The organism is Litorivivens sp. (assembly GCF_041624475.1).
Taxonomy (GTDB): Bacteria; Pseudomonadota; Gammaproteobacteria; order Pseudomonadales; family Spongiibacteraceae; genus Litorivivens.
On sequence record NZ_JBFJUX010000002.1, the window covers coordinates 278,806 to 301,493 of the forward strand.

Genomic DNA, 22,688 nt, shown 5'->3' on the forward strand with positions numbered 1-22,688 from the left:
AAAAACTGCGCGCATTAAACAGGAATTAAAATAAAATTAAAAGATGTGTTGCAGAAACTGAGTGAAAATTGTTGGGTATTTTGCAATGCCGGGCGAGAAGGTATTTGCTTTGGTTTTTTTTTTAATGCTGGAAGGCTTATAGGCTGAGGCGGCGAAACCGAACATCCTCCTTCGCTTGATGCCAGAGCTGATCAAATTGCAGTGTGTAGTTTTGAGCCAGCGGACGGTTGTTGAAATCTGCCCAGTGTGTTCCCGGAGTATGGCGCAGTGAGACTATCAAGCCACAATGATCGGCGACCAAAAATTCTTCATCGACTTTGCCGGCTTGTTCTTCCGCCAGTACCCGCAGTTGAATGGAGGAATTCAGGCGACGATGCAATTCCACCAGGCGGTGACCGGTCGATGCGAGAAGATCCGGGCGCAGCACCAGCAGACGGACTTCAGTGGATTTATGCCGTCGCGCCAGATCTGAAAGTGCATTGCGAACAGCTTCATTGTCGTAGGCGGCGGGGTTCAGGCATTCGCTGAAAATACGTACTTGATGACGGCACTGGCTTAGCATGGAGACTGCGCTGTCTGACAGCTCGTTTATGGCTTGTCGGCCGCTGTCTTGCCCGAGAATGGACTGATGCCGCAGAAGGAAGCGCATCGATTGGTGGGGAATGCCTGCGTCCATAAATTGCGGGCCGTAGGCGACAAAGCCGAATTTTTCATAAAAGCCAATGGCCTGCTCCTGACTGTGCAGCCAGGCTTCACGCATGTTCAGCTTTTTGGCGCAGTGTAGTGCGTGGGCGAGGAGATCTTCGCCAATGCCTTTAGATCGATAGGGCTTTAGTACTGCCATGCGGCCGATATGACCGTCCGCCAACATGCGCACGGTGCCGACCGGCTTGTCGCCATCCAGGGCCAGCCAGTGATACGCGTGATCATCTTTGCCATCCCACTCCAGATCTTCGGGAACCGATTGTTCTTCGACAAAGACTTCGTGTCTTACGGCGCGCAGTTGATCCCGGTGGGTTTTCCATTCAGCGTCTATTATGTTCATGGGTACATAATGACATTGTCAGCAAAAAAGTTTAATCCGGATCTGATAATACCGTACCCGTAGACAGAAGAAAGCTGGCAGCTTGTGGGCTGGCTTTCAGCAGTGCCGTCCAGAGTTGCGCCTTTATCACGCCGCCGGGCGGGCATTCACAGATTTCAGCGAGCAGGGGGGCGGCTTCCGGTTTTACCGCCAGGCTCATGCCGTTGCTGAACAGCAGGTTGCGGGGCTCACCGCAGTAGAGGGTCATGCGCGAATCCAGCGCCCGGGCGACTGCCGCGGCGGGTACTTCGCGGGGGCCAGATTGTGGCAGGTAGTCACCGGCAGGTTCGGTAACAAGCTCGCCAAAACTTTGCAGCAGGGCTTCCTGATCGTTCAGAGGGCCTTTCAGTAGTGATTGAAGTTGGTCGATGTGGGCGCCAGTCAGTTGCTGCCCGGCATCCAGGGTTGCCTCAATATCGCGATAGCGCTGGTCTTCGTTCAGTTTGCTGCTCAGGGTGTCGAACCAGCGCTCGAGAATCTGGTTGAGGGAAGGCGCGCGAAAACCGATCGACAGGGTGATGCACTCATCGTCCAGCGCAGAGCCCCAATGGGCGACACCCGGCGGCATGTAGAGAATATCGCCAGGCTCGAGCACGTGACGTTCGCGTTCCTGAAAGTCGTGCAGCAAGCGCAGAGGTTGCTCTTCCATAAGATTGTCAGATTCACTGCAATGCTGACCAATTCGCCACTCGCGCCGTCCGCTGCCCTGAATAAGAAACACATCATAGCGATCAAAATGGGGGCCGACACCGCCGCCGGTAACTGCGTAGCTGACCATGACATCTTCTATGCGCCACTGAGGCAAGAAATCAAATTCCCCGATCAGCTCGGCGATTTCTTCGACCCAATGGTCAACGCGCTGCACCAGTAAGGTCCAGTGACTGGCGGGAAGATCTGAAAAATCCTCTTCGTCGAAGGGGCCGTTGCGCAGTTGCCAGACACTGTCCTTACCGGAAACGAGGCGTGCTTCGGCATCCTCTTCACAGGCAATTCCAGCCAGATCATTGCCGTCTATAGGACTGCGATAGCCGGGTAAGCCCTGCCGAATCAGCAGGGGCTTCTGTTGCCAGTAGTTGCGCAGAAAGTCTGCGGCGTCGAACCCGGCCAGGGCCATTAAATGGCGCGCGCCTGGGCGGCTGCGTTACCAATGTAACTGGCCGGGGTCAGGGCCTGCAGTTCGGCTTTGGCCTGCTCTGGAATATCCAGCGTGGCGACAAAGGCCTGAATAGCTGCCTGATCGATGGTATGCCCACGGGTCAGGGCTTTCAGCTTTTCGTAGGCCTGCTCGACGCTATAGCGACGCATCACGGTTTGAATCGGTTCGGCCAGGACTTCCCAGGCCGCATCCAGGTCTTCGCTGATGCGAGCGGTGTTGATCTGGAGTTTACCGATGCCTTTCAGGCTCGCTTCATAGGCGATCAGGCTGTAAGCCATGCCTACACCCATATTGCGCAGTACAGTGGAGTCGGTCAGGTCGCGCTGCCAGCGGGACACCGGCAGCTTGCTCGATAGGTGACCCAGAATCGCATTGGCTATACCGAGGTTGCCTTCAGAGTTCTCAAAGTCGATAGGGTTGACCTTGTGCGGCATGGTCGAAGAACCCACTTCGCCTTCTACGGTTCGCTGCTTGAAGTAACCGAGCGAGATATAGCCCCAGATATCCCGATCAAAGTCGATCAGGATGGTGTTAAAGCGGGCAATCGCGTCAAACAGCTCAGCGATGTAGTCGTGGGGTTCGATCTGGGTGGTGTAGGGGTTCCAGGTCAGGCCCAGTGACTCTACAAAGCTTTGCGCATTAGCTGCCCAGTCCAGATCGGGGTAGGCCGAAATATGGGCGTTATAGTTGCCCACGGCGCCGTTGATTTTACCTAGGAGTTCAACCTGTTTGATGGCATCGAGCTGACGGCGCAGTCGCGCCACCACATTAGCAATTTCCTTGCCCATGGTAGTCGGGCTGGCGGATTGGCCGTGTGTGCGCGACAACATCGGTACCTCGGCCAGTTCATGAGCCAGTTTCACCAAGGCATCGATGATGGTTTGTGCCTTGGCAACCACATAGTCGCGCCCGGCTTTCAGCATCAGGGCGTGAGACAGGTTGTTGATATCTTCCGAGGTGCAGGCAAAGTGCACAAACTCGCTGCCGGCGGCCAGTTCGGCGTTGTCGGCAATGGTTTCCTTGATCAGGTACTCGACGGCTTTGACATCGTGGTTAGTAGTGCGCTCAATGCTTTTGACACGCTGGGCGTGTTCCTCGTTAAAACCGCTCACCAGAGTTTCCAGCAGGGCGTTGGCTTCGCTGGACAGCGGTTTCAATTCGGGAATGCCGGGATGGTTGGCGAGTTGTTGCAGCCAGCGGACTTCCACTTCAACCCGGTATTTGATCAGACCGTATTCACTGAAAATCGGACGCAGGTCAGCTGTTTTGCTGCCGTAGCGGCCGTCGATGGGAGAAATGGCGGAGAGTGCCGTCAAGTCCATGAAGGTTTCCTTGCAGTGCGGGGATTTTGAAAGGCCGCAATTCTACCGCAGAGCGCGGCCCGCGTCAGTGGGGAATATCCTGCTGCAGTATCTCGCGCAGCGTGGTGAGAATCTGGTTTTTCTTGAACAGAAAATGACGGCGCCTGCCACCCAGCTGCTTCCATAGATAAGCGCCGCGAATGCCGGCAAGCAGCAGGGCGCGGATCCGGTCGGCATTGTGAGCATTCTGCAGCTGCTGGGCGCTGCCATTAACCTTCAAGCGAAACTTGAAGTTGCTGATTGTATCTTTATAAACTGCAGCAATAGGTGACGACAAGTCATTGATATTTTTCCCATTAAGCTGCATGCCTTTTTCCACATGAGCCAGCCTTGAGCGCACGATGGCACCAGCGTCCGGCTGTTTTTCCAGCTGGCGCTGCAGATGGGTAATGCCAATGACATAGCGCACCATTTCCCGGTCACTGGCACTGCGGGTGCCACTGAGCAGGTCGTGCAGCTTGCGCAGGCCCAACTCCAGATTCTCAATGCCGCCATAGGCCTCTGCGGGTGATTGAGTCGAGAAGGCAAACAGGCTGCGCAGACAGGCCTCAAAGGCTGCCGGCTCTGCGTTGCCGGTGCGGGCGATGGAGTCCACCAGCGCAACGCTCTGGCAAACCCCAGCAAGTGCCAGAACCTGTTCGCGTAGACCCTGTTCGCTCATGCCCGCACTTCTCCCGCGGTGGTGTTGTTGTGGTTGAATGCTTCCTCAATGACCGTTCCGCCAAGACAGACCTCGCCCTGATAAAACACCACTGATTGCCCAGGCGTAATGGCGCGCTGAGGCTCATCAAATATCACTGTCAGACCGGACTCGTCCGGGTGTACAGAACAGGCCTGATCCGGCTGGCGATAGCGGGTCTTGGCGGCACAGCGCAGCGGCAACTGCGGGATATCGGCAATCCAGTGAGGCTTGGCCGTGCGCAGCGCTGTTTTAAACAGGGCCGGGTGGTTGCTTCCCTGGGTGACCAGCAGCACGTTACGTTTCAGGTCCTTGTCGACCACATACCAGGGCGCGTCGTCGGTACCCGCCACGCCGCCGATGCCCAGCCCCTGTCGCTGGCCGATGGTGTGATACATCAGGCCGCTGTGGGAGCCGATAACACGTCCGTCCAGATCTTCAATATCACCGGGCTGGGCCGGCAGGTAGGTCTGCAGAAAATCCTTGAAGCGGCGCTCACCGATAAAACAGATGCCGGTGCTGTCTTTTTTGTTGTGGGTGACCAGGCCGTGCTTTTCTGCAATGGCGCGCACCTCGGCTTTCTCGAGTTCGCCGACCGGAAATAAGGTCTTGGCAAACTCCCGGCTGCTGACAGCGTGCAGAAAATAGCTTTGATCCTTGTTGCTATCGAGCCCCTTGAGCAGGCGCCCCTGCGCGTCGCGACGGGCGTAGTGGCCGGTGGCGATCAAGTCGGCGCCCAGCATCAGGGCATAGTCAAGAAAGGCTTTAAACTTGATTTCGCGATTGCAGAGGATGTCCGGGTTCGGGGTGCGGCCAGCCTTGTATTCGTCCAGAAAGTGCTCGAACACATTGTCCCAGTATTCGGCGGCAAAGTTGGCACCGTGCAGTTTGATGCCAATATTGTCACAGACCGCTTGGGCGTCTGCGTAGTCTTCCTTGGCGGTGCAATATTCGGTGCCGTCGTCTTCGTCCCAGTTCTTCATGAACAGGCCTTCAACCTGGTAGCCCTGTTCCAGCAGAAGCAGTGCGGTTACCGAAGAGTCGACGCCGCCGGACATGCCGACGATAACTTTTTCTTTCTGTGAGACCGTCATCCGTAAATCAGCTCCAGCGGATAGCGATGCCCCTGAAGGTACTGGTCGATGGTGGCAAGTACCAGATGGCTGCGCAAGTCAGCTTCCCGTGCCTGCAATTCCTCGCGGCTCAGCCACAGTGGCTGAATAATCCCCTCGTCGAGTTGGGCGTCGGGTCGCTGCTGCTCTGCGGTACCGAAGAAGCTGGTTCGGTAATAAGTTACCCCGTTGGCCGCCTTATAAAGCGTAGTGCCGACCACGCCGTCGATGCGGCAATCGTAGCCGGTTTCCTCAAGTACTTCCCGGCGGGCAGCTTCCGTCAGGCTTTCTTCCTGCTCCAGATGCCCGGCGGGCTGATTGATGACCCGCTTGCCGTCGGCGAATTCCTCAACCACAAGAAAGCGGCCGTTTTGCTCGATCACGGTGGCTACGGTTACGTGGGCGTGCCACGGTCGGTCATCGGTCATGAAGAACTCTGCGTAAACCATTAAAAAATAAAGGCGCGATTATACGCGTTTACGCCGAGGGGATGTAGGGCGTCGCCGAGGGCTTTGTGCTGCGTGCACTTGTTCCTGTCGAAACTCGCCCGGCTGCAGCTGGTCGAGCCGCCAGTTGCCGATAGCGATGCGCACCAGGCGCAGGGTAGGGTGCCCCACCGCAGCGGTCATGCGTCGCACTTGGCGATTACGGCCCTCGCTGATTTCGAGCTCCAGCCAGGTTGTCGGGATATTGGCGCGTTCGCGAATCGGCGGGTTTCGCGGCCACAAATTGGGCGGACGTATTCGTTTTGCGCGGCAGGGCCGGGTGGGTCCGTCATTCAGGGTGATCCCCCCGCGAAGACGTTCAATCGCCTCATCCCCGACCTCACCCTCTACCTGAACTTGATAGGTTTTTGGTAATTTGTGCTTGGGATGGCTAATCTGTGTCTGTAACCTGCCATCGTCTGTCAGAATGAGCAGGCCCTCGGAGTCGTAGTCGAGCCGGCCAGCCGCATAGACATCAGGTGCGTGGATGTAATCTGCCAGTGTTTGGCGCTCGTCGTTGGCGCGGAACTGGCAGAGCACCTGATACGGCTTGTTGAACAGTATTAGCTTACTCATGGCGTGGCTCAGGGTTGCTCATTAATTAGACAGGAAATAGTCACTATAAATTGATATGATACGTCGCCTTTTGCCTACCGGCATACCAAAGGCCTCACTGAAAAACAGATAATCCATGGAGTCAAGAATGGGATACCAACACATCAAGGTGCCTGCAGAGGGTGAGAAAATTTCCGTGAATGCGGATCTTTCCCTTAACGTCCCCGATCGGCCAATTATTCCTTTTATCGAAGGAGATGGCATCGGTGTCGATATCACTCCGGTCATGATCGATGTTGTCGATGCGGCGATTGAAAAAGCCTACGGTGGCAGCAAGAAAATTAGCTGGATGGAAATCTACACAGGCGAAAAAGCCGCTGAGCTGTACGACGGCGACTGGTTTCCGGCTGAAACGCTGGACGCAATCAAAGAATACGTTGTCGCCATTAAAGGCCCGCTGACAACACCCGTAGGCGGCGGTTTCCGCTCGCTGAACGTGGCGCTGCGTCAGGAGCTGGACCTCTATGTCTGCCAGCGCCCGGTTCGCTGGTTTGAAGGCGTGCCTTCACCGGTTAAAGAGCCCGGCAAAACCAACATGGTTATCTTCCGTGAGAACTCCGAAGACATCTATGCCGGTATCGAGTGGCAAGCGGGCACCGAAGAGGCCGACAAGGTCGTTAAATTCCTGCAGGAAGAGATGGGTGTTACCAAAATCCGCTTCCCTCAAGAAGTTGGCATCGGTGTGAAACCGGTATCTGAAGAAGGCACCAAGCGTCTGGTGCGCAAGGCCATTCAGTACGCGGTTGATCAGGATCTGCCTTCAGTGACCCTGGTGCACAAAGGCAACATCATGAAGTTCACCGAAGGTGCCTTCAAGAACTGGGGTTACGAGCTGGCCGGTGAAGAGTTTGGCGCCGAACTGCTCGACGGCGGCCCCTGGATGAAGATGAAGAATCCGAACACCGGCAATGAAATCATCATCAAGGACGTGATCGCTGACGCCATGCTGCAGCAAGTTCTGCTGCGCCCGGATGAGTACAGCGTCATTGCTACCCTGAACCTGAACGGTGACTACCTGTCCGACGCCCTGGCGGCGCAGGTCGGTGGTATTGGTATTGCGCCAGGTGCCAACCTGAGCGACAACGTGGCCCTGTTCGAAGCGACTCACGGCACCGCGCCGAAGTACGCCGGTCAGGACAAGGTCAACCCGGGTTCACTGGTGCTGTCTGCGGAAATGATGCTGCGTCACTTGGGCTGGAATGAAGCCGCTGACCTGATCATCGACGGTATGAACGGCGCCATTCAGGCGAAAACAGTCACTTACGACTTTGAACGCCTGATGGATGGTGCAAAGCTGATGAAGTGTTCCGAGTTCGGAAAGGCTGTTATCAGTAATATGGGTTAATACAAACCCTGCGCGCAGCATAAAGCTGCGCGTTCTTTAGAAAAGCGGAGTATGCGCGGCGCCGAGTCAGGCGTTCAAGCAACTTCGCTTTTTTTCTGCGCAGCTTCCAGGCAGCGGATATTGGTTGCGTGCACGCCTTTGGGGCCCTGTTCCAAATCGAACTGGACACTCTGGCCGGCTTTAAGCGTTTTGTAGCCTTCCATGTCTATGGCGCTGTAGTGAACGAAAATATCCTCTTCGGAGTTTTCGGTTACCACAAAGCCGTACCCCTTGGCATTATTGAACCACTTGACTACGCCAGTATTCATAAGGTCTTTTCCATAATGCGTTTTTGATATACTGCAAATCCCTGTGCTCACTAAGGCACTACAGCAGCTGATTGTTATAGAAGTTCTTCGCTATCAATGCCTTAGTTAAGTTAACTTATACAGGTAAGCGCCGGGCAGTCAATACGCCCGAGTATCGATTCGCAAAAATTCACGGATATCAAAATTGCTGTATCTACTATGCAATATTTACGTATAAAGGGCTCAAGCGCTGCGTTTCGGGTCTCCTCGGGCCAGGGTAATGAGGACGAGGACCGCCATAGCGGCGGTCTGTCAGTTCAAGAAGCTGAACCGGAGGTAAAGTCGCCGCCACTGTACAAAGTGGTTTTGATAAACGACGACTACACCCCCATGGAGTTTGTGGTTGAGGTATTGCAGAAGTTTTTTAACAAGGACCGGCATACTGCGACTCACATAATGTTGACGGTGCACACACAGGGCAAAGGCGTCTGTGGCATCTATACTCGTGATATAGCTGAAACTAAAGCTGCGCAGGTGAATCAATATTCCAGGGACAATGAGCACCCGCTGTTAGCGGAAATTGAAGAAAGCAGCGATAGCGACTAAGAGGTACAGGGCAATATGCTGAGCAGAGATCTGGAAGCAACACTAGGCCAAGCCTTTAAGGAAGCCCGCACCAAAGGTCATGAATTCATGACCGTTGAACACCTGTTGCTGGCGTTGATTGACAACGATTCGGCTAACAAGGTGTTGGTAGCCTGCGGAGCAGATATTGCTCAACTGCGCTTCGACCTGAGTGAGTTCATAGAGGCGACCACGCCGCTGATCGCTTCCGAGCAAATGGACCGCGAAACTCAGCCCACGCTGGGCTTCCAGCGAGTGCTGCAGCGGGCCGTGTTCCATGTCCAGTCCAGCGGCAAGCAGGAAGTGACCGGTGCCAATGTTCTGGTCGCTATTTTCAGCGAGCAGGAAAGCCAGGCGGTTTATTTTCTCAAGCAACAAAATATTGCCCGTCTGGATATCGTGAATTACATCACCCACGGTATATCCCGGGTGTCCGATGACGAACCCGGCTCGGCTGCTCCCAAATCCGACGAGGAAGGCGCAGAGGCGCAGTCAGACCGGCCGCTCGACCAGTTTGCCGTCAACCTCAATGAAGAAGCCGAGGCCGGGCGCATAGACCCGCTGGTTGGTCGCATGGACGAAGTGACCCGCGTTGCCCAGATTCTGTCGCGGCGTCGCAAGAACAATCCCTTGCTGGTGGGCGAAAGCGGTGTGGGTAAAACCGCCATTGCCGAGGGCCTGGCCAAGCTGATTGTCGAGGGCGACGTCCCCGATATTCTCAAGGAGAGTGTGGTTTACTCCCTGGACCTGGGGGCGCTGTTAGCCGGCACCAAATACCGGGGTGATTTTGAAAAGCGCTTTAAGGGCCTGCTTGCCGACCTTAAAAAGCGCGAAGGCGCGATTCTGTTTATCGACGAAATCCACACCATCATCGGTGCAGGTGCCGCGTCGGGCGGCGTGATGGACGCGTCCAACCTGCTCAAGCCCCTGCTGGCCTCGGGCCAAATGCGCTGCATAGGCTCAACAACCTTTCAGGAATACCGCGGTATATTCGAGAAAGATCGGGCCTTGAGCCGTCGTTTCCAGAAAATCGATGTGCTTGAGCCTTCAGTCGACGAGGCCCACGGCATATTGAAGGGGCTCAAGTCGCGCTTTGAAGCCTTCCACGAGCTGCAGTATACCGACGCCGCTCTGAAAGCTGCTGCCGAGCTGGCGGCGCGCTACATCAATGACCGTTTTCTGCCGGACAAAGCCATCGACGTGATCGACGAGGCGGGCGCCTTTCAGCGTCTGCAAAAGGGTGATGACCGCAAGACGGTACTGGATGTCGAAGACATTGAAGCTGTTGTCGCCAAGATTGCCCGGATTCCCCCGAAATCGGTGTCCAAAGATGACAAGCAGACGCTGGCCAAGCTGGAAGACAATCTGAAAATGGTGGTATTCGGTCAGGATCAGGCGATCTCCACCTTGTCAGCGGCCATCAAGCTGGCCCGCGCCGGCCTCAAGGAACCGCAAAAGCCGATTGGCTCGTTTTTGCTGGCAGGTCCCACGGGTGTCGGCAAAACGGAAGTCTGCCGGCAGTTGGCCCAGCAGCTTGGCCTGGAGCTTATTCGCTTTGACATGTCGGAATACATGGAACGCCACACAGTGTCGCGCCTGATCGGTGCTCCTCCGGGCTATGTCGGCTTTGATCAGGGCGGTTTGCTCACTGACGCGGTGACTAGGGCGCCACATTCCGTTGTATTGCTCGACGAAATCGAAAAGGCGCACCCGGACCTGTTCAATCTGTTGCTGCAGGTGATGGATCACGGTGCGCTGACCGACAACAACGGTCGCAAGGCCGATTTCCGCAACGTGATACTGGTGATGACCACCAACGCCGGTGCGGAAAACATGAGCAAGCGTTCTATTGGTTTCACCGAGCAGGACAACAGCACCGATTCACTGGAAGCAATCAATCGCCTGTTCACACCGGAGTTCCGCAACCGTCTGGACAGCATCGTGCAGTTTAATCCGCTGCCGGAAGAGGTCGTGTTGACGGTCGTCGACAAGTTCCTGTTCGAGCTGCAGTCGCAGCTGGATGACAAGCAGGTCACTATCCAGGTAGATGATGATGCCCGCCGCTGGCTGGTCGAACACGGCTACGACAAGTTGATGGGCGCACGTCCCATGACGCGCATCATTCAGGAAAACATCAAAAAGCCGCTGGCGGAAATGGTCTTGTTTGGTGATCTGTCAGCAGGAGGCGGGGTAGTGCAGGTCTCCGTGGAGAACGATGAGCTGACCTTGAGTGTCCAACAGGACGAGGAGTTGGAAGCGCCTGTCCACTGACAGGCGCCAAGGGCTGTCAGCGAGCGCGGTAAGTGATACGACCCTTGGTCAGATCGTAAGGGGTCAGTTCAACTTTGACCTTGTCACCGGTCAGAATGCGGATGTAATGCTTGCGCATTTTGCCCGAAATATGAGCCGTCACTACGTGACCGTTTTCCAACTTCACACGGAAGGTAGTGTTTGGCAGGGTGTCGATCACTTCCCCTTCCATTTCAAACTGGTCTTCTTTCGCCATTCGGCGCTACCTCTGAATTACTTGAACAATGGGTTTGCCGCCTGTTCGAAAGAATGAATAGACTCGAACACGCGATTTTGGCTGCGCGCATTTTGCCCTAAATCGGCGCCCGGCGCAAAGGCGAGAACTTGGCAGGAGAGGGAGGCGCCTGGCTAGCGGAGTGTCAGCCAGCGCTGATCGATAAGCAGCTGCAGTGGGCGATACTGGATTTTGTAGTTCATTTTTGCGCAGTTCTTGATCCAGTAACCCAGATAGACGTGACTCAGGTTTTCCGTTCTGGCGTATTCCACCTGCCAGAGAATGGCAAATTTACCCAAACCGCGCGCCTCGCGGGCCGGATCGTAGAAGGTGTAAACCGCAGACAGACCATCGTCTAGCAGATCAAATACCGCAACGGCAACCAGCGCATTCCCCTCGTAAAAGCGCGCAAAGCGGGTTACCCCCCATTCCGCGCTCAGAAAGCTCTGAAACTGCTCAAGGCTGGGCGGAAACATGTCGCCGTCGCGATGACGTTCAGCGATATAGCGCTCGTAAAGCGGGTAATCCAGAGCAATGTCTGGCCGGTCATCGACGCTCACGTGCAGATCCCGGTTGTTTTTCAGGTTGCGACGCTGTGAGCGATTCGGTTTAAACTGGTCTACGGGAATGCGGGTGAGAATGCACTGGCTGCACTGACTGCAGTGAGGGCGGTAAAGGTGTTCGCCGCTGCGCCTGAAGCCATTGCGGGACAGCTGCGAATACAGCGCCTGATCGACGCGCGCTTCCGGATCAACAAAAATCGTCACCGCCTCTTGGCCTTCCAGATAACTGCAGGCGTGAGGATGGGTTTGGTAGAGCTTTAGATCTTCCAAGCTGGCCATAACAGTAGCTTCGCATATTTCAGCGCGCTTCTGCCAGCCTCCAGTTTTGCTGGTTGCCATCAGCAAGGTCCGCTAGTCTGGACGCGAATTCAGCACGGGAAATGTCGATCGCACCCATCCGGTAAAGGTGCGGGTTCCCCACCTGACAGTCGATCAATTCGACCTCAAGTTGGCGCAGTTTTTCACCCAGCGAAACGAGGGCGATTTTGGAGGCATTGCTTTCACGGCTGAACATCGATTCGCCAAAAAACACCTTGCCCATCCCGATACCGTAAAGGCCGCCAACGAGTTCCTGACCTCGCCAGACCTCTACCGAATGCGCCCAGCCCAATTCGAACATGCGGATGTAGGCGTTCATCATATCGGTGGTAATCCAGGTTCCCGTGCGGTTTTGATCCAGCGTTGCGCAGGCGTTGATGACCCGGCGAAAGGCGCAGTCAAAGCTGACTCGAAATTCGTCGCGACGCAGTACTTTTGCCAGCGAACGCGAGACGTGAATCTGATCGGGGATCAGCACGGCCCGGGGGTCCGGCGACCACCATAACAGCGGTTGCGGATCTTCATACCAGGGAAAAATGCCGTGGCGATAGGCGTTGACGAGGCGCTCCGGACGGAGGTCCCCCCCTACAGCGAGCAAGCCGTTGGGTTCCGTCAGAGCCGCAGCAAGGGGAGGGAAGTCGAGGCTCTCCGGATCCAGCCAGTCAATTGTGGCCATCGGTTTGCCTCGCAGGCTTAGAGATTATCCAGATACTTTTCAGCGTCCAGTGCGGCCATGCAGCCAAAACCGGCCGAGGTAACTGCCTGGCGGTACACGTGATCGGCCACGTCACCAGCGGCGAAAATGCCGGCCATGCTGGTCTGAGTGGCATTGCCTTCGGTGCCGGAATTGATAATCAGGTAACCGTCTTTCATTTCCAGCTGACCGGCAAAGATATCGGTGTTGGGTTTATGGCCGATGGCAATAAAGACACCCGCCAGATCAATATCCTTGGTCTCGCCGCTTTCAGTGCTCTTGATGCGCATGCCTGTGACACCGCTGTCATCGCCGAGCACCTCGTCGAGGGTGTGATTCCACTCAATGCGGATATTGCCGTTCTTTTCACGGTCGAACAGTTTGTCCTGCAGTATCTTTTCGGCACGCAGAGCATCGCGGCGATGCACCAAGGTCACCTCTGAGGCAATGTTCGACAGGTACAGGGCTTCTTCTACGGCCGTATTACCGCCGCCAATGACGGCGACTTTTTTGCCGCGGTAGAAAAATCCATCGCAGGTTGCGCAGGCGCTGACCCCTTTGCCCATAAATGCCTGTTCAGAGGGTAGGCCAAGGTACTGGGCGGAGGCGCCGGTCGCGATAATCAGTGCATCACAGCTGTATTCGCTGTTGCCCTTGAGACGCAGCGGGCGCTGGGAGAAGTCAACGGATTCAATATGGTCAAAGATAACTTCGGTCTCAAAGCGCTCGGCATGTTTCTGCATGCGCTGCATCAGTTCCGGGCCCTGAACACCCTCATTGTCGCCGGGCCAGTTGTCGACGTCGGTGGTGGTGGTCAATTGCCCACCTTGCTCCAGGCCGGTGATCACCACCGGCGACAGGTTGGCGCGGGCCGCATAGACCGCGGCGGTGTAGCCGGCGGGGCCTGAGCCGAGAATGATCAGTTGGTGGTGCTTAACATCTGACATTGTGAAGGTGTCCTGACAATCTGTGGGTGAAAATTTGAGCTGATGGGTCGCACATAATAGGGGAAAAGGCGGTGACCAGCAAAAGCTATTCCATGACGCAAAAGCGCCGTATGAATGATAAGATGGGGGCACTTTTTGAAATTAAAAGAACGGGTTGAGAAACATTTGAATAAAGCAGCTCAACGTAGAGACGGTGACGCCCGCGAGAAACTCTCGCTGCGGCTTAGAGAGGGCGCTCTGATCGCCTTTGGCGCGATTTTTCTGTTCCTTCTGCTCGCTCTAAGTACCTACAGCGCCAGCGACCCGGGTTGGTCCCGAACCGGAAGTGGCGGCCCCATCAACAATGCGGTGGGCCCTGTGGGAGCCTGGTTCGCGGATGTGTTTTACGCCCTGTTCGGTTATATGGCCTACCTCTTTCCCATGATGCTGGGCTTTCAGGCGGTGCGGATTTTCCGCGCGCGCGGTAGTGCTCAGCCCATCGACCCGGTGGTACTCAGCCTGAGGTTTGTCGGTTTTATTCTGGTGATGATGGCCAGCACCGCGCTGGCTTCCATCAGTGCGTTGCAGACCGAGATCCCGTTCGGGGCTGGCGGTATTTTGGGCGACGCTGTAGGCGGGGCTTCAGTTGACGCGTTCAGCGTAATCGGCGCGCGGCTAGTGTTGTTCGCCATCCTTCTGTTTGGTCTGACGATCTTTACCGATCTGTCCTGGCTCGCCCTGATGGATAAAACCGGAGCTTTGACCTTGCGGGGCTGGGATCTGATTCGCGACAGAATCGAACAGCTTCGCCACTGGGCGAAAGAGCGCAAGAACATCAAGGCAGTGCAGAATCAGCGCCGCGAGGCCGTGGTCAAGCAGATCGCCAAGCAGAAAGACCGGATTCCACCCAAAATCGAGGCGCCCGCGCCGAAAGCGCCGCAACCCAGCAAGCGGGTGGAAAAAGAGCGGCAGAAATCCCTGTTTGATACTCCGGTCACTGGCGAGGTCCCGCCGCTGGAACTGCTGGACGAGGCGGATCATCACAACAAGAAGGGGTTTTCCGCAGAAACGCTTGAAGCCATGTCCCGTTTGCTGGAATTGAAGCTGGCAGACTTTGGCGTTATCGCAAAAGTGGTAGCGGTTTATCCCGGGCCGGTGATTACCCGCTTTGAGATCGAGCCCGATGCGGGTGTAAAAGTCAGCAAGATCAGTAATCTGGCCAAAGATCTGGCGCGCTCGCTGGCGGTTATCAGTGTGCGGGTGGTGGAGGTCATTCCCGGCAAGCCCTATGTCGGCATTGAAATCCCGAACGAAGATCGGGAGGTGGTGAACTTCCGCGAGGTGCTTGCATCCAAAGCTTATGACGACAACAAATCGGCACTGACTTTGGCACTCGGTCATGACATCTCCGGTGAGCCGGTGGTTGCCGATCTGGCCAAAATGCCCCACCTGCTGGTTGCCGGTACCACCGGTTCCGGTAAGTCGGTCGGGGTCAATGCCATGCTGATCAGCCTGCTGTACAAGGCTGGCCCCGATAAAGTCCGGCTGATGCTGGTCGACCCGAAAATGCTGGAGCTGTCCGTGTACGACGGTATACCGCATTTGCTGGCACCGGTCATCACCGACATGAAAGACGCCGCCAACGGCTTGCGCTGGTGTGTCGGGGAAATGGAGCGGCGCTATAAATTGATGGCCGCGATGGGCGTGCGGAACCTGGCGGGCTTCAATCGCAAAATTACCGATGCTGCCACCTCGGGCAACCCGATCAAGGATCCGCTCTGGGTTCCCGGAGACGAGTTTATAGCCGGGGAAAATGAGCCAGAGGCGCCAGAGCTGACACCCTTGCCGGCCATCGTTGTGGTGATCGATGAATTTGCCGACATGATGATGATTGTCGGCAAGAAAGTTGAAGAACTGATTGCCCGTATTGCCCAAAAAGCCCGGGCCGCAGGAATACATCTGATCCTTGCCACCCAGCGCCCGTCGGTGGATGTCATTACCGGTTTGATCAAGGCCAACGTGCCGACCCGGATTGCCTTTCAGGTCTCTTCCAAGGTCGATTCACGCACCATTCTTGATCAGGGTGGGGCGGAGCAATTGCTCGGCCACGGTGACATGCTCTATCTGCCGCCGGGCAGCGGGCTGCCGGTGCGGGTACACGGCGCTTTTGTGTCCGACGATGAAGTTCACCGGGTGGTAGCAGACTGGCAGCGACGCGGCCAGCCGGATTACATTGAGGGCTTGCTGGAAGAGGGCAGTCAGATCGACGCCTATACCGGCGCCCCCGCCGGTTCGGGTGACGATGAAGATGGCGAGGGCGACGAGCTTTATGACGAGGCGGTGCGCTTTGTCACCCAAAGTCGGCGCGCCTCGATTTCGTCGGTGCAACGCAAACTGCGAATCGGCTATAACCGCGCAGCGCGCCTGATAGAAACCATGGAAGCCGCCGGTGTGGTCAGCGAAATGGGAACCAACGGTTCCCGTGAAGTCCTTGCACCGCCGCCAGTGGAGTAACTGTTTGAAGACTTTAATCGCTGTTAGCCGTCGCTGCCTGTGTCTGTTTGCTCTGCAGCTGCTCTGGCTGTCAGGTTTTGCACATGCCGGTGCCGCCGAGCAATTGGCCGGCCACCTGCAAAACGTGAACAACCTGAAGGCCGGGTTTGTTCAGGTGGTTCGCGACGACCGGGGCGAGGTGCTGGAAGAATCCAGAGGTGCCATGACCTTCAAGCGTCCCGACAAATTACGCTGGGAGGTGGCCGAACCCTACCGCTATCAGATTATTACCGACGGTGAAACGCTCTGGCGCTATGACCCTGACTTCGAAGAGCTGGTAACCGAGCCCTTCGAGCAGGTCTCGCAGACGCCGATCATGATTCTTGCGGCCAGCGCCGAACAGCTCTCGGCGGATTACCACGTGAAATTGGTTGCCGGCAGCGCGCTGCAACGCTTCTCGCTTAAGCCGCGCAAGGCCAATGCCGATTTCAGCGAGCTGGAACTCAGCTTCAAAAATGACATTTTAAACGCCATGATTTTGCACGATAAGCTCGGGCAAACCACGCGCATCGACCTGAATCAGGTTGTGGTGAACAGCGATGCGGTCGTCGACAAGCTATTTGTGTTCGAGCAGGGCAAGCCGTGACCGAGACCCAGCCCCTCGCGGCGCGAATGCGCCCGGCGGACCTTGCCGGATTTCTCGGTCAGGAGCATCTGCTGGCACCCAATAAACCCCTGCGCGAAGCCCTCGATTCCGGTCAGCTCCATTCAATGATTTTCTGGGGGCCGCCCGGTGTCGGTAAAACCACCCTGGCAAAATTGATCGCCCAGCTCTGCGATGCGCACTTTATTACGGTCTCTGCGGTGCTCGCTGGGGTCAAAGAAATTCGCGGCGCTGTTGAAGAGGCAAAGGTTCAACAACAGCTGGACCGCCAGACGGTGTTGTTTGTCGATGAGGTGCATCGCTTTAATAAAGCCCAGCAGGACGCCTTTCTGCCCTTTGTTGAAGACGGCACCTTGATATTTGTCGGCGCCACCACGGAAAACCCCAGTTTTGAACTGAATAACGCGCTGCTTTCCAGGGCGCGGGTGTATCGCCTGCAACCCCTGCCGTCGGAAACCCTGGTGCGCATTCTGCAGAACAGCCGGGAAAAACTGGGCTTTGAATGTGACGATGCGCAGCTGGAGCTGTTGGCGCAGGCTGCCGATGGTGACGCCCGGCGTGCGTTGAACTTTCTAGAGCTGGCACTGGATATGGCCCATTCGGCCGGCCACCCGGAGGCGCTGGACGAGTCCATTATCCGGGAAATTCTCAGTGGCCAGCCGCGCCGTTTTGACAAGGGTGGCGATGATTTTTACGACCAGATTTCGGCTTTGCACAAGGCTGTCCGTGGCAGCTCGCCCGATGCGGCGCTGTACTGGTTTGCCCGTATGATCGACGGCGGTTGTGACCCGCTCTATGTCGGGCGCCGGGTGGTTCGTATGGCCAGCGAAGATATCGGCAATGCCGACCCCCGAGCACTACAGATAGCGCTCAATGCCTGGGATGTTCAGGAGCGACTCGGCAGTCCGGAAGGGGAGCTGGCGCTGGCGCAGGCGGTTGTTTACATGGCCTGCGCTCCGAAGAGCAATGCAGTCTACAGCGCCTACAAAGCCGTGCTTCGAGACATTCGCGCTCAGGGCAGCGAAGGCGTGCCTTTGCATCTGCGCAATGCGCCTACCAAACTGATGAAAGAGCAGGGCTACGGCGATGATTATCGCTATGCGCACGATTATCCAGAAGCCTACGCCGCGGGCGAAAACTACTTTCCCGAGGCGCTGAAAAACGCCCGCTATTATCAGCCGAGCGGGCGCGGATTGGAGAAGAAAATCGCCGACAAGCTCGATTATCTGCGTCAGCTCGACCAGAGCAGTGGCTGGAGGCGCTACCGCTGATGTTACAATACCTGCTAGTTGCCCTCGGCGGAGCGCTGGGTTCGGTAAGCCGATTCGCCATTGGTCGCGCCAGCTTTCACTGGTTCCATCACGACTGGCCCTGGGCCACCTTTGCGGTCAACGCCGTGGGCTCTTTTGCCATTGGCTTGTTGTACGTGGTGATTACTGAGCGCAGTGTGCTGCACGCCGACAGTCGCTACCTCTTGATGGTTGGCTTTCTGGGGGCGTTTACAACCTTTTCGACCTTTGCTCTTGAAACCGTCGCCATGCTGGAGGGCGGGCGCTGGGCACTGGCACTGACTTATGTGCTTGCCACGCTGGTGAGCTGCATTCTGGGCTGCGGCCTGGGCATGATGGTAATGCGTTAAACGGAGAATTAGATTCAATGCTCGACCTGAAACTGGTGAGGCAAGACCCACAGGCTGTTGCCGACCAATTGGCCAAGCGTCATTTCACTTTTGATGTGGCGGCATTCCAGTCACTGGATGAAGCCCGCAAACAGGCTGATATCGACAGTCAGAATCTGCTGGCCGAGCGCAAGCAGGCCTCCAAAAAAATTGGAGAGCTGGTTAAAGCCGGCACGCCGATTGACGAAGCAAAAGCCAGCGTCAATGCCACGCTCGCCAAGATTGAAGAGCAACTCAGCGAATTAACCGCCAAAGCCAAACAGGCGCAGGAAGCACTCGACGAGATGATGGCGGGAGTGCCGAATATTCCCCATGCGGATGTGCCTGAAGGCAAGGATGAAGCCGACAACCTTGAAATCCAACGCTGGGGTGAACCGAAGACCTTTGAGTTTGAGGTTAAAGACCACGTCGACGTGGGCGAAAATCTGGGCGGCCTGGACTTCGATCTGGCCAGCAAGCTCACCGGGAGCCGTTTCAGCGTAATGCGCGGTGATATCGCGCGCATGCACCGGGCTCTGACCCAGTTTATGCTCAATACCCATATCAACCAGCACGGCTACACAGAAGTGTATGTGCCCTACATGGTCAACAAGGACTCCCTGCGCGGCACCGGGCAGCTTCCGAAGTTTGAGGAAGATCTGTTCAAAATCGAAGGCGATCAGGAGTACTACCTGATCCCGACCGCTGAAGTGCCCGTCACCAATCTTCTGCGCGACACCATCGTCGAAGCGGCCGAAATGGAGCAGGGCCTGCGCTTTGCCTGTCACACCCCCTGTTTTCGCAGTGAGGCGGGCTCTTACGGGCGCGATACCCGGGGCATGATCCGCCAGCATCAGTTTGAAAAGGTTGAACTGGTTCAGCTGGTAAAACCGGCTGACTCAGACGCCGCGCTGGAAACGTTGACTGGGCACGCCGAGGCGATTCTGCAACAGCTTGAATTGCCATACCGCAAGGTTCTGCTTTGTGGTGGTGATATCGGTTTTTCATCGCGCAAAACTTACGACCTGGAGGTGTGGCTACCCGCCCAGAACCAGTATCGGGAAATTTCCTCTTGCAGTAATTTTGGTGATTTTCAGGCGCGGCGCATGCTGGCGCGCTGGCGCAATCCGGAAACCAACAAACCGGAGTACCTGCATACCCTGAACGGCTCGGCGCTCGCCGTTGGCCGCACGCTGGTAGCAATACTCGAAAACTACCAGCAGGCCGATGGCAGTGTGGGTGTACCTGAGGTGCTGCGCCCCTATATGCAATGTGATGTGATGAAGGCGGACTGAATGGATTACCTGCCGCTATTTACCCGGGTCAGCGGCGCTCACTGTGTCGTTGTGGGCGGCGGCACCGTCGCCTTGCGCAAGGCAGGGGCATTGGCCCGTGCCGGCGCCAGGGTAACGGCGATTGCGCCAGACATCTGTGATGAATTAAAAGTGCTTTGCCGCGACAGTGGCGGGGCGGTTAGAGAGCGTGCGTTTGCCGGCGACGATCTCAATCAGGCGATGCTGGTGATTGCCGCAACCGATGATACGGCCGTCAACCGGGAGGTCTCCGAGGCCGCTCAGTCGCGGCAGATTCTGGTCAATGTAGTCGACCAGCCCGAGCTTTGCACGGTCATCCTGCCGTCGATTGTCGATCGCTCGCCGCTGATTATTGCGGTGAGTAGCGGCGGTCGCAGTCCGGTACTGGCACGCTTGCTGCGAGCCAAACTCGAATCCACCATTCCTGCCAGCTACGGCAAACTGACCGAATTGGTCGGTCAGTTTCGCGACCAGGTCAGAAAACGCATTCCGGACTTTAATCAGCGCCGGGACTTTTGGGAGCGCATTCTGCAGGGCCCCGTTGCCGAGCTGATGTTTGCCGGGCGCCGGGATGCCGCCAGCGATATGCTGGAAGAGGAATTGCGTGACGCCAGACCGGCGCCGCGGGGCGAAGTCTATCTGGTGGGCGCCGGTCCCGGTGATCCAGATCTGCTGACCTTCAAAGCACTGCGCTTGATGCAGAAAGCCGATGTGGTGCTGCACGATCGTCTGGTCGCGCCCCAGATCGTCGATCTTTGCCGCAAAGATGCCGAATATATTTACGTGGGCAAGGCCCGCTCCAACCACACCATGCCCCAGGACGACATCAACTCACTGCTGGTCAAGCTGGCGAAAGAGGGCAAGCGGGTGTTGCGGCTGAAGGGCGGTGATCCCTTTATTTTCGGCCGTGGCGGTGAGGAGCTGGCGGGATTGGCGGAAGAGCGAATTCCCTTTCAGGTGGTGCCTGGTATTACCGCGGCCGCCGGCTGTGCCAGTTACTCCGGTATTCCGCTGACCCATCGCGACTACGCCCAGTCCGTGCGCTTTGTCACCGGCCACTTGAAAGACAACAGCATGAACCTGCCCTGGCAGGAGTTGGTGCACAAACAGCAGACCGTTGTGTTTTATATGGGGCTACAAGGCCTGGAGATCATCTGTCGTGAAATGATTGCCCACGGCCGTGAGCCGGAAACCCCCATCGCGCTGATCCAACAGGGAACGACACCGAATCACAAAGTGCTGGTGGGTACCCTCGCGAACATGCCAGCTTTGGTGGCGCAGGAAGAGGTTGCCGCCCCCACACTGATTATCGTCGGCGAGGTGGTTAAATTGCGCGAGCAACTGGCTTGGTACGAGACACCACAGCAGGAGGCCATTTCCACGACAAAACCGACACAGGAAGGGCAATGAGTTACGACTACGATCTGTTTGTTATCGGCGCCGGTTCCGGTGGTGTGCGCGCCGCACGCATGGCTTCCAGTTACGGCGCTAAAGTGGCGATCGCGGAAGAGCGCTATCTCGGCGGCACCTGCGTGAATGTGGGCTGTATTCCGAAAAAACTGTTCAGCTATGCGGCTCACGTATCGAGCGAGGTTCATAATGCGGCGTCCCTGGGCTGGAAGATTGAGACGCCAACACTCGACTGGCCAACATTGCGCGACAATAAAACCCGGGAAATAGAGCGTCTGAATGGCGTCTACCAAAATATTCTCGGCAATGCCGATGTCGAGATCATTCGCGGCCACGCCACACTGGCAGGGCCGAATCAGGTTGACATTAACGGCGAGCAATATCGCTGCAAGCATATCCTGCTGGCGGTGGGCGGCTGGCCGTACCTGCCGGATATTCCGGGTGCCGAGCACGGCATCTCTTCTAATGAGATTTTCTACCTCGACAAGCTGCCGGAAAAAGCGGTTGTGGTCGGTGGCGGTTATATCGCCTGCGAATTTGCCAGCATTCTGAATGGCCTCGGTGTTGCCACGACCCAGCTCTATCGTCGTGATCTGTTTCTGCGGGGGTTCGATACCGAGATTCGCGAGATACTGTCTGAAGAAATGCGCCGTGAGGGCGTCGACATCCGCTTTAACAGTAATCCGGCACGTATTGATAAGCAGGGCGATCAACTGCAGGTCACGCTGGAAAGCGGCGAGACGCTCGACACCGGCCTGGTGCTGTTTGCAACGGGTCGCAAGCCTTTATTGGAAGGCTTGGGACTCGACACGGTTGATGTCAGTCTGAACGACAAGGGCTATATCGCTGTCAACGAACAGTTTGAAACCTCGCAGTCCGGAATTTATGCCCTGGGCGATGTAACCGGCGGCATTGAATTGACACCCGTTGCACTGGCCGAAGGCATGACGCTCGCCGCTAATCTGTTCAATGGCGAGCAAAGGCGCATGGATTACGAGCATATTGCCACGGCTATTTTCAGTCACCCCAATGTGGCAACGGTGGGTCTGAGTGAGGAAGACGCCTTGGCGCAATACCGCAAGATCGACGTCTATACCTCGCGTTTTCGCCACCTGAAGCATACGCTCGGCGATCATCAGGGCAAGGTCTTTCTGAAGCTGCTGGTAGATCACGCCAGCCAGAAAGTGGTCGGCGCCCATATGCTCGGCGATGAAGCGGCCGAGGTCATACAGGGAATGGCGATAGCCTTGAAGATGGGGGCGACCAAAGCGGACTTTGATGCCACAGTGGGTATTCACCCGTCGGTTGCTGAGGAGTTTGTGACCATGCGCTCGGTAACCCGAACCCGAGAGAGCGCATAGCGTTTGTAGCAGAGCGC

At 56.5% G+C, this 22,688-nt stretch carries 22 protein-coding genes; 10 read left to right on the forward strand and 12 right to left on the reverse strand.

Annotated features, from left to right (window positions below; all coding sequences use genetic code 11):
• Nucleotides 1-136 precede the first annotated feature (136 nt).
• The 7 genes from ABY734_RS04015 to ABY734_RS04045 form a co-directional block, all read right to left on the reverse strand.
• Nucleotides 137-1,045, reverse strand: coding sequence for a GNAT family N-acetyltransferase (locus ABY734_RS04015; protein ID WP_372777689.1), 909 nt, complete (start codon nt 1,043-1,045; stop codon nt 137-139).
• A 31-nt stretch (nt 1,046-1,076) separates the two neighbouring features.
• Nucleotides 1,077-2,198, reverse strand: coding sequence for a cupin domain-containing protein (locus ABY734_RS04020; RefSeq protein ID WP_372777691.1), 1,122 nt, complete (start codon nt 2,196-2,198; stop codon nt 1,077-1,079).
• Nucleotides 2,198-3,562, reverse strand: coding sequence for an adenylosuccinate lyase (gene purB / locus ABY734_RS04025; RefSeq protein ID WP_372777692.1), 1,365 nt, complete (start codon nt 3,560-3,562; stop codon nt 2,198-2,200). Before purB ends, ABY734_RS04020 begins: the two co-directional genes overlap by 1 nt.
• Nucleotides 3,563-3,626: 64 nt before the next feature.
• Nucleotides 3,627-4,262, reverse strand: a complete 636-nt coding sequence (gene hflD / locus ABY734_RS04030; protein WP_372777693.1) for a high frequency lysogenization protein HflD — start codon at nt 4,260-4,262, stop codon at nt 3,627-3,629.
• Nucleotides 4,259-5,374, reverse strand: a complete 1,116-nt coding sequence (gene mnmA / locus ABY734_RS04035) for a tRNA 2-thiouridine(34) synthase MnmA (RefSeq protein ID WP_372777694.1) — start codon at nt 5,372-5,374, stop codon at nt 4,259-4,261. Before mnmA ends, hflD begins: the two co-directional genes overlap by 4 nt.
• On the reverse strand, nt 5,371-5,820 hold the full coding sequence (locus ABY734_RS04040; protein ID WP_372777695.1) for an NUDIX hydrolase: 450 nt from the start codon (nt 5,818-5,820) through the stop codon (nt 5,371-5,373). Before ABY734_RS04040 ends, mnmA begins: the two co-directional genes overlap by 4 nt.
• Before the next feature lie 39 nt (nt 5,821-5,859).
• Entirely contained in the window at nt 5,860-6,453 is a 594-nt protein-coding gene (locus tag ABY734_RS04045; protein WP_372777696.1) for a pseudouridine synthase, read from the reverse strand.
• A gap of 127 nt (nt 6,454-6,580) precedes the next feature.
• On the opposite strand from ABY734_RS04045, the gene icd reads away from it, so the two are divergent.
• Nucleotides 6,581-7,837, forward strand: a complete 1,257-nt coding sequence (icd, locus tag ABY734_RS04050) for an NADP-dependent isocitrate dehydrogenase (protein WP_372777698.1) — start codon at nt 6,581-6,583, stop codon at nt 7,835-7,837.
• A gap of 74 nt (nt 7,838-7,911) precedes the next feature.
• Here the strand turns inward: icd and cspD are convergent, their stop codons facing one another.
• Nucleotides 7,912-8,145, reverse strand: a complete 234-nt coding sequence (gene cspD / locus ABY734_RS04055) for a cold shock domain-containing protein CspD (protein ID WP_372777700.1) — start codon at nt 8,143-8,145, stop codon at nt 7,912-7,914.
• 198 nt (nt 8,146-8,343) lie between these two features.
• On the opposite strand from cspD, the gene clpS reads away from it, so the two are divergent.
• Entirely contained in the window at nt 8,344-8,730 is a 387-nt protein-coding gene (gene clpS / locus ABY734_RS04060) for an ATP-dependent Clp protease adapter ClpS (protein ID WP_372777701.1), read from the forward strand.
• Between the two features lie 15 nt (nt 8,731-8,745).
• Entirely contained in the window at nt 8,746-11,019 is a 2,274-nt protein-coding gene (gene clpA, locus ABY734_RS04065; RefSeq protein WP_372777702.1) for an ATP-dependent Clp protease ATP-binding subunit ClpA, read from the forward strand.
• 16 nt (nt 11,020-11,035) lie between these two features.
• Here the strand turns inward: clpA and infA are convergent, their stop codons facing one another.
• The 4 genes from infA to trxB form a co-directional block, all read right to left on the reverse strand.
• Entirely contained in the window at nt 11,036-11,254 is a 219-nt protein-coding gene (gene infA / locus ABY734_RS04070; RefSeq protein ID WP_183409099.1) for a translation initiation factor IF-1, read from the reverse strand.
• Between the two features lie 152 nt (nt 11,255-11,406).
• The gene (locus tag ABY734_RS04075) at nt 11,407-12,114 is read right to left on the reverse strand and encodes an arginyltransferase (protein ID WP_372777703.1); all 708 of its coding nucleotides are present in this window, start codon (nt 12,112-12,114) and stop codon (nt 11,407-11,409) included.
• A 19-nt stretch (nt 12,115-12,133) separates the two neighbouring features.
• The gene (aat, locus tag ABY734_RS04080) at nt 12,134-12,829 is read right to left on the reverse strand and encodes a leucyl/phenylalanyl-tRNA--protein transferase (RefSeq protein ID WP_372777704.1); all 696 of its coding nucleotides are present in this window, start codon (nt 12,827-12,829) and stop codon (nt 12,134-12,136) included.
• Nucleotides 12,830-12,846: 17 nt separating this feature from the next.
• Nucleotides 12,847-13,794, reverse strand: coding sequence for a thioredoxin-disulfide reductase (gene trxB / locus ABY734_RS04085; RefSeq protein WP_372777705.1), 948 nt, complete (start codon nt 13,792-13,794; stop codon nt 12,847-12,849).
• Nucleotides 13,795-13,959: 165 nt separating this feature from the next.
• Here trxB and ABY734_RS04090 point away from each other — a divergent pair, with 165 nt between their 5' ends.
• From ABY734_RS04090 to gorA, 7 genes are read left to right on the forward strand one after another with little or no spacing between them, the layout of a single operon-like run.
• Entirely contained in the window at nt 13,960-16,287 is a 2,328-nt protein-coding gene (locus ABY734_RS04090) for a DNA translocase FtsK (protein WP_372777706.1), read from the forward strand.
• A 4-nt stretch (nt 16,288-16,291) separates the two neighbouring features.
• The gene (gene lolA / locus ABY734_RS04095; RefSeq protein ID WP_372777708.1) at nt 16,292-16,912 is read left to right on the forward strand and encodes an outer membrane lipoprotein chaperone LolA; all 621 of its coding nucleotides are present in this window, start codon (nt 16,292-16,294) and stop codon (nt 16,910-16,912) included.
• A gap of 26 nt (nt 16,913-16,938) precedes the next feature.
• Complete coding sequence (locus ABY734_RS04100) at nt 16,939-18,201, forward strand: replication-associated recombination protein A (RefSeq protein WP_372777843.1); 1,263 nt, start codon at nt 16,939-16,941, stop codon at nt 18,199-18,201.
• A complete protein-coding gene (crcB, locus tag ABY734_RS04105; RefSeq protein ID WP_372777710.1) occupies nt 18,201-18,569 on the forward strand; it encodes a fluoride efflux transporter CrcB in 369 nt (122 codons plus the stop codon). The genes ABY734_RS04100 and crcB overlap by 1 nt, the downstream gene beginning before the upstream one ends.
• Nucleotides 18,570-18,586: 17 nt before the next feature.
• Nucleotides 18,587-19,882: a serine--tRNA ligase gene (gene serS / locus ABY734_RS04110; protein WP_372777711.1), complete on the forward strand. Its 1,296-nt coding sequence runs from the start codon at nt 18,587-18,589 to the stop codon at nt 19,880-19,882.
• Complete coding sequence (gene cysG / locus ABY734_RS04115) at nt 19,883-21,310, forward strand: siroheme synthase CysG (RefSeq protein WP_372777713.1); 1,428 nt, start codon at nt 19,883-19,885, stop codon at nt 21,308-21,310.
• Entirely contained in the window at nt 21,307-22,671 is a 1,365-nt protein-coding gene (gorA, locus tag ABY734_RS04120) for a glutathione-disulfide reductase (protein WP_372777714.1), read from the forward strand. Before cysG ends, gorA begins: the two co-directional genes overlap by 4 nt.
• Nucleotides 22,672-22,688: the final 17 nt, after the last annotated feature.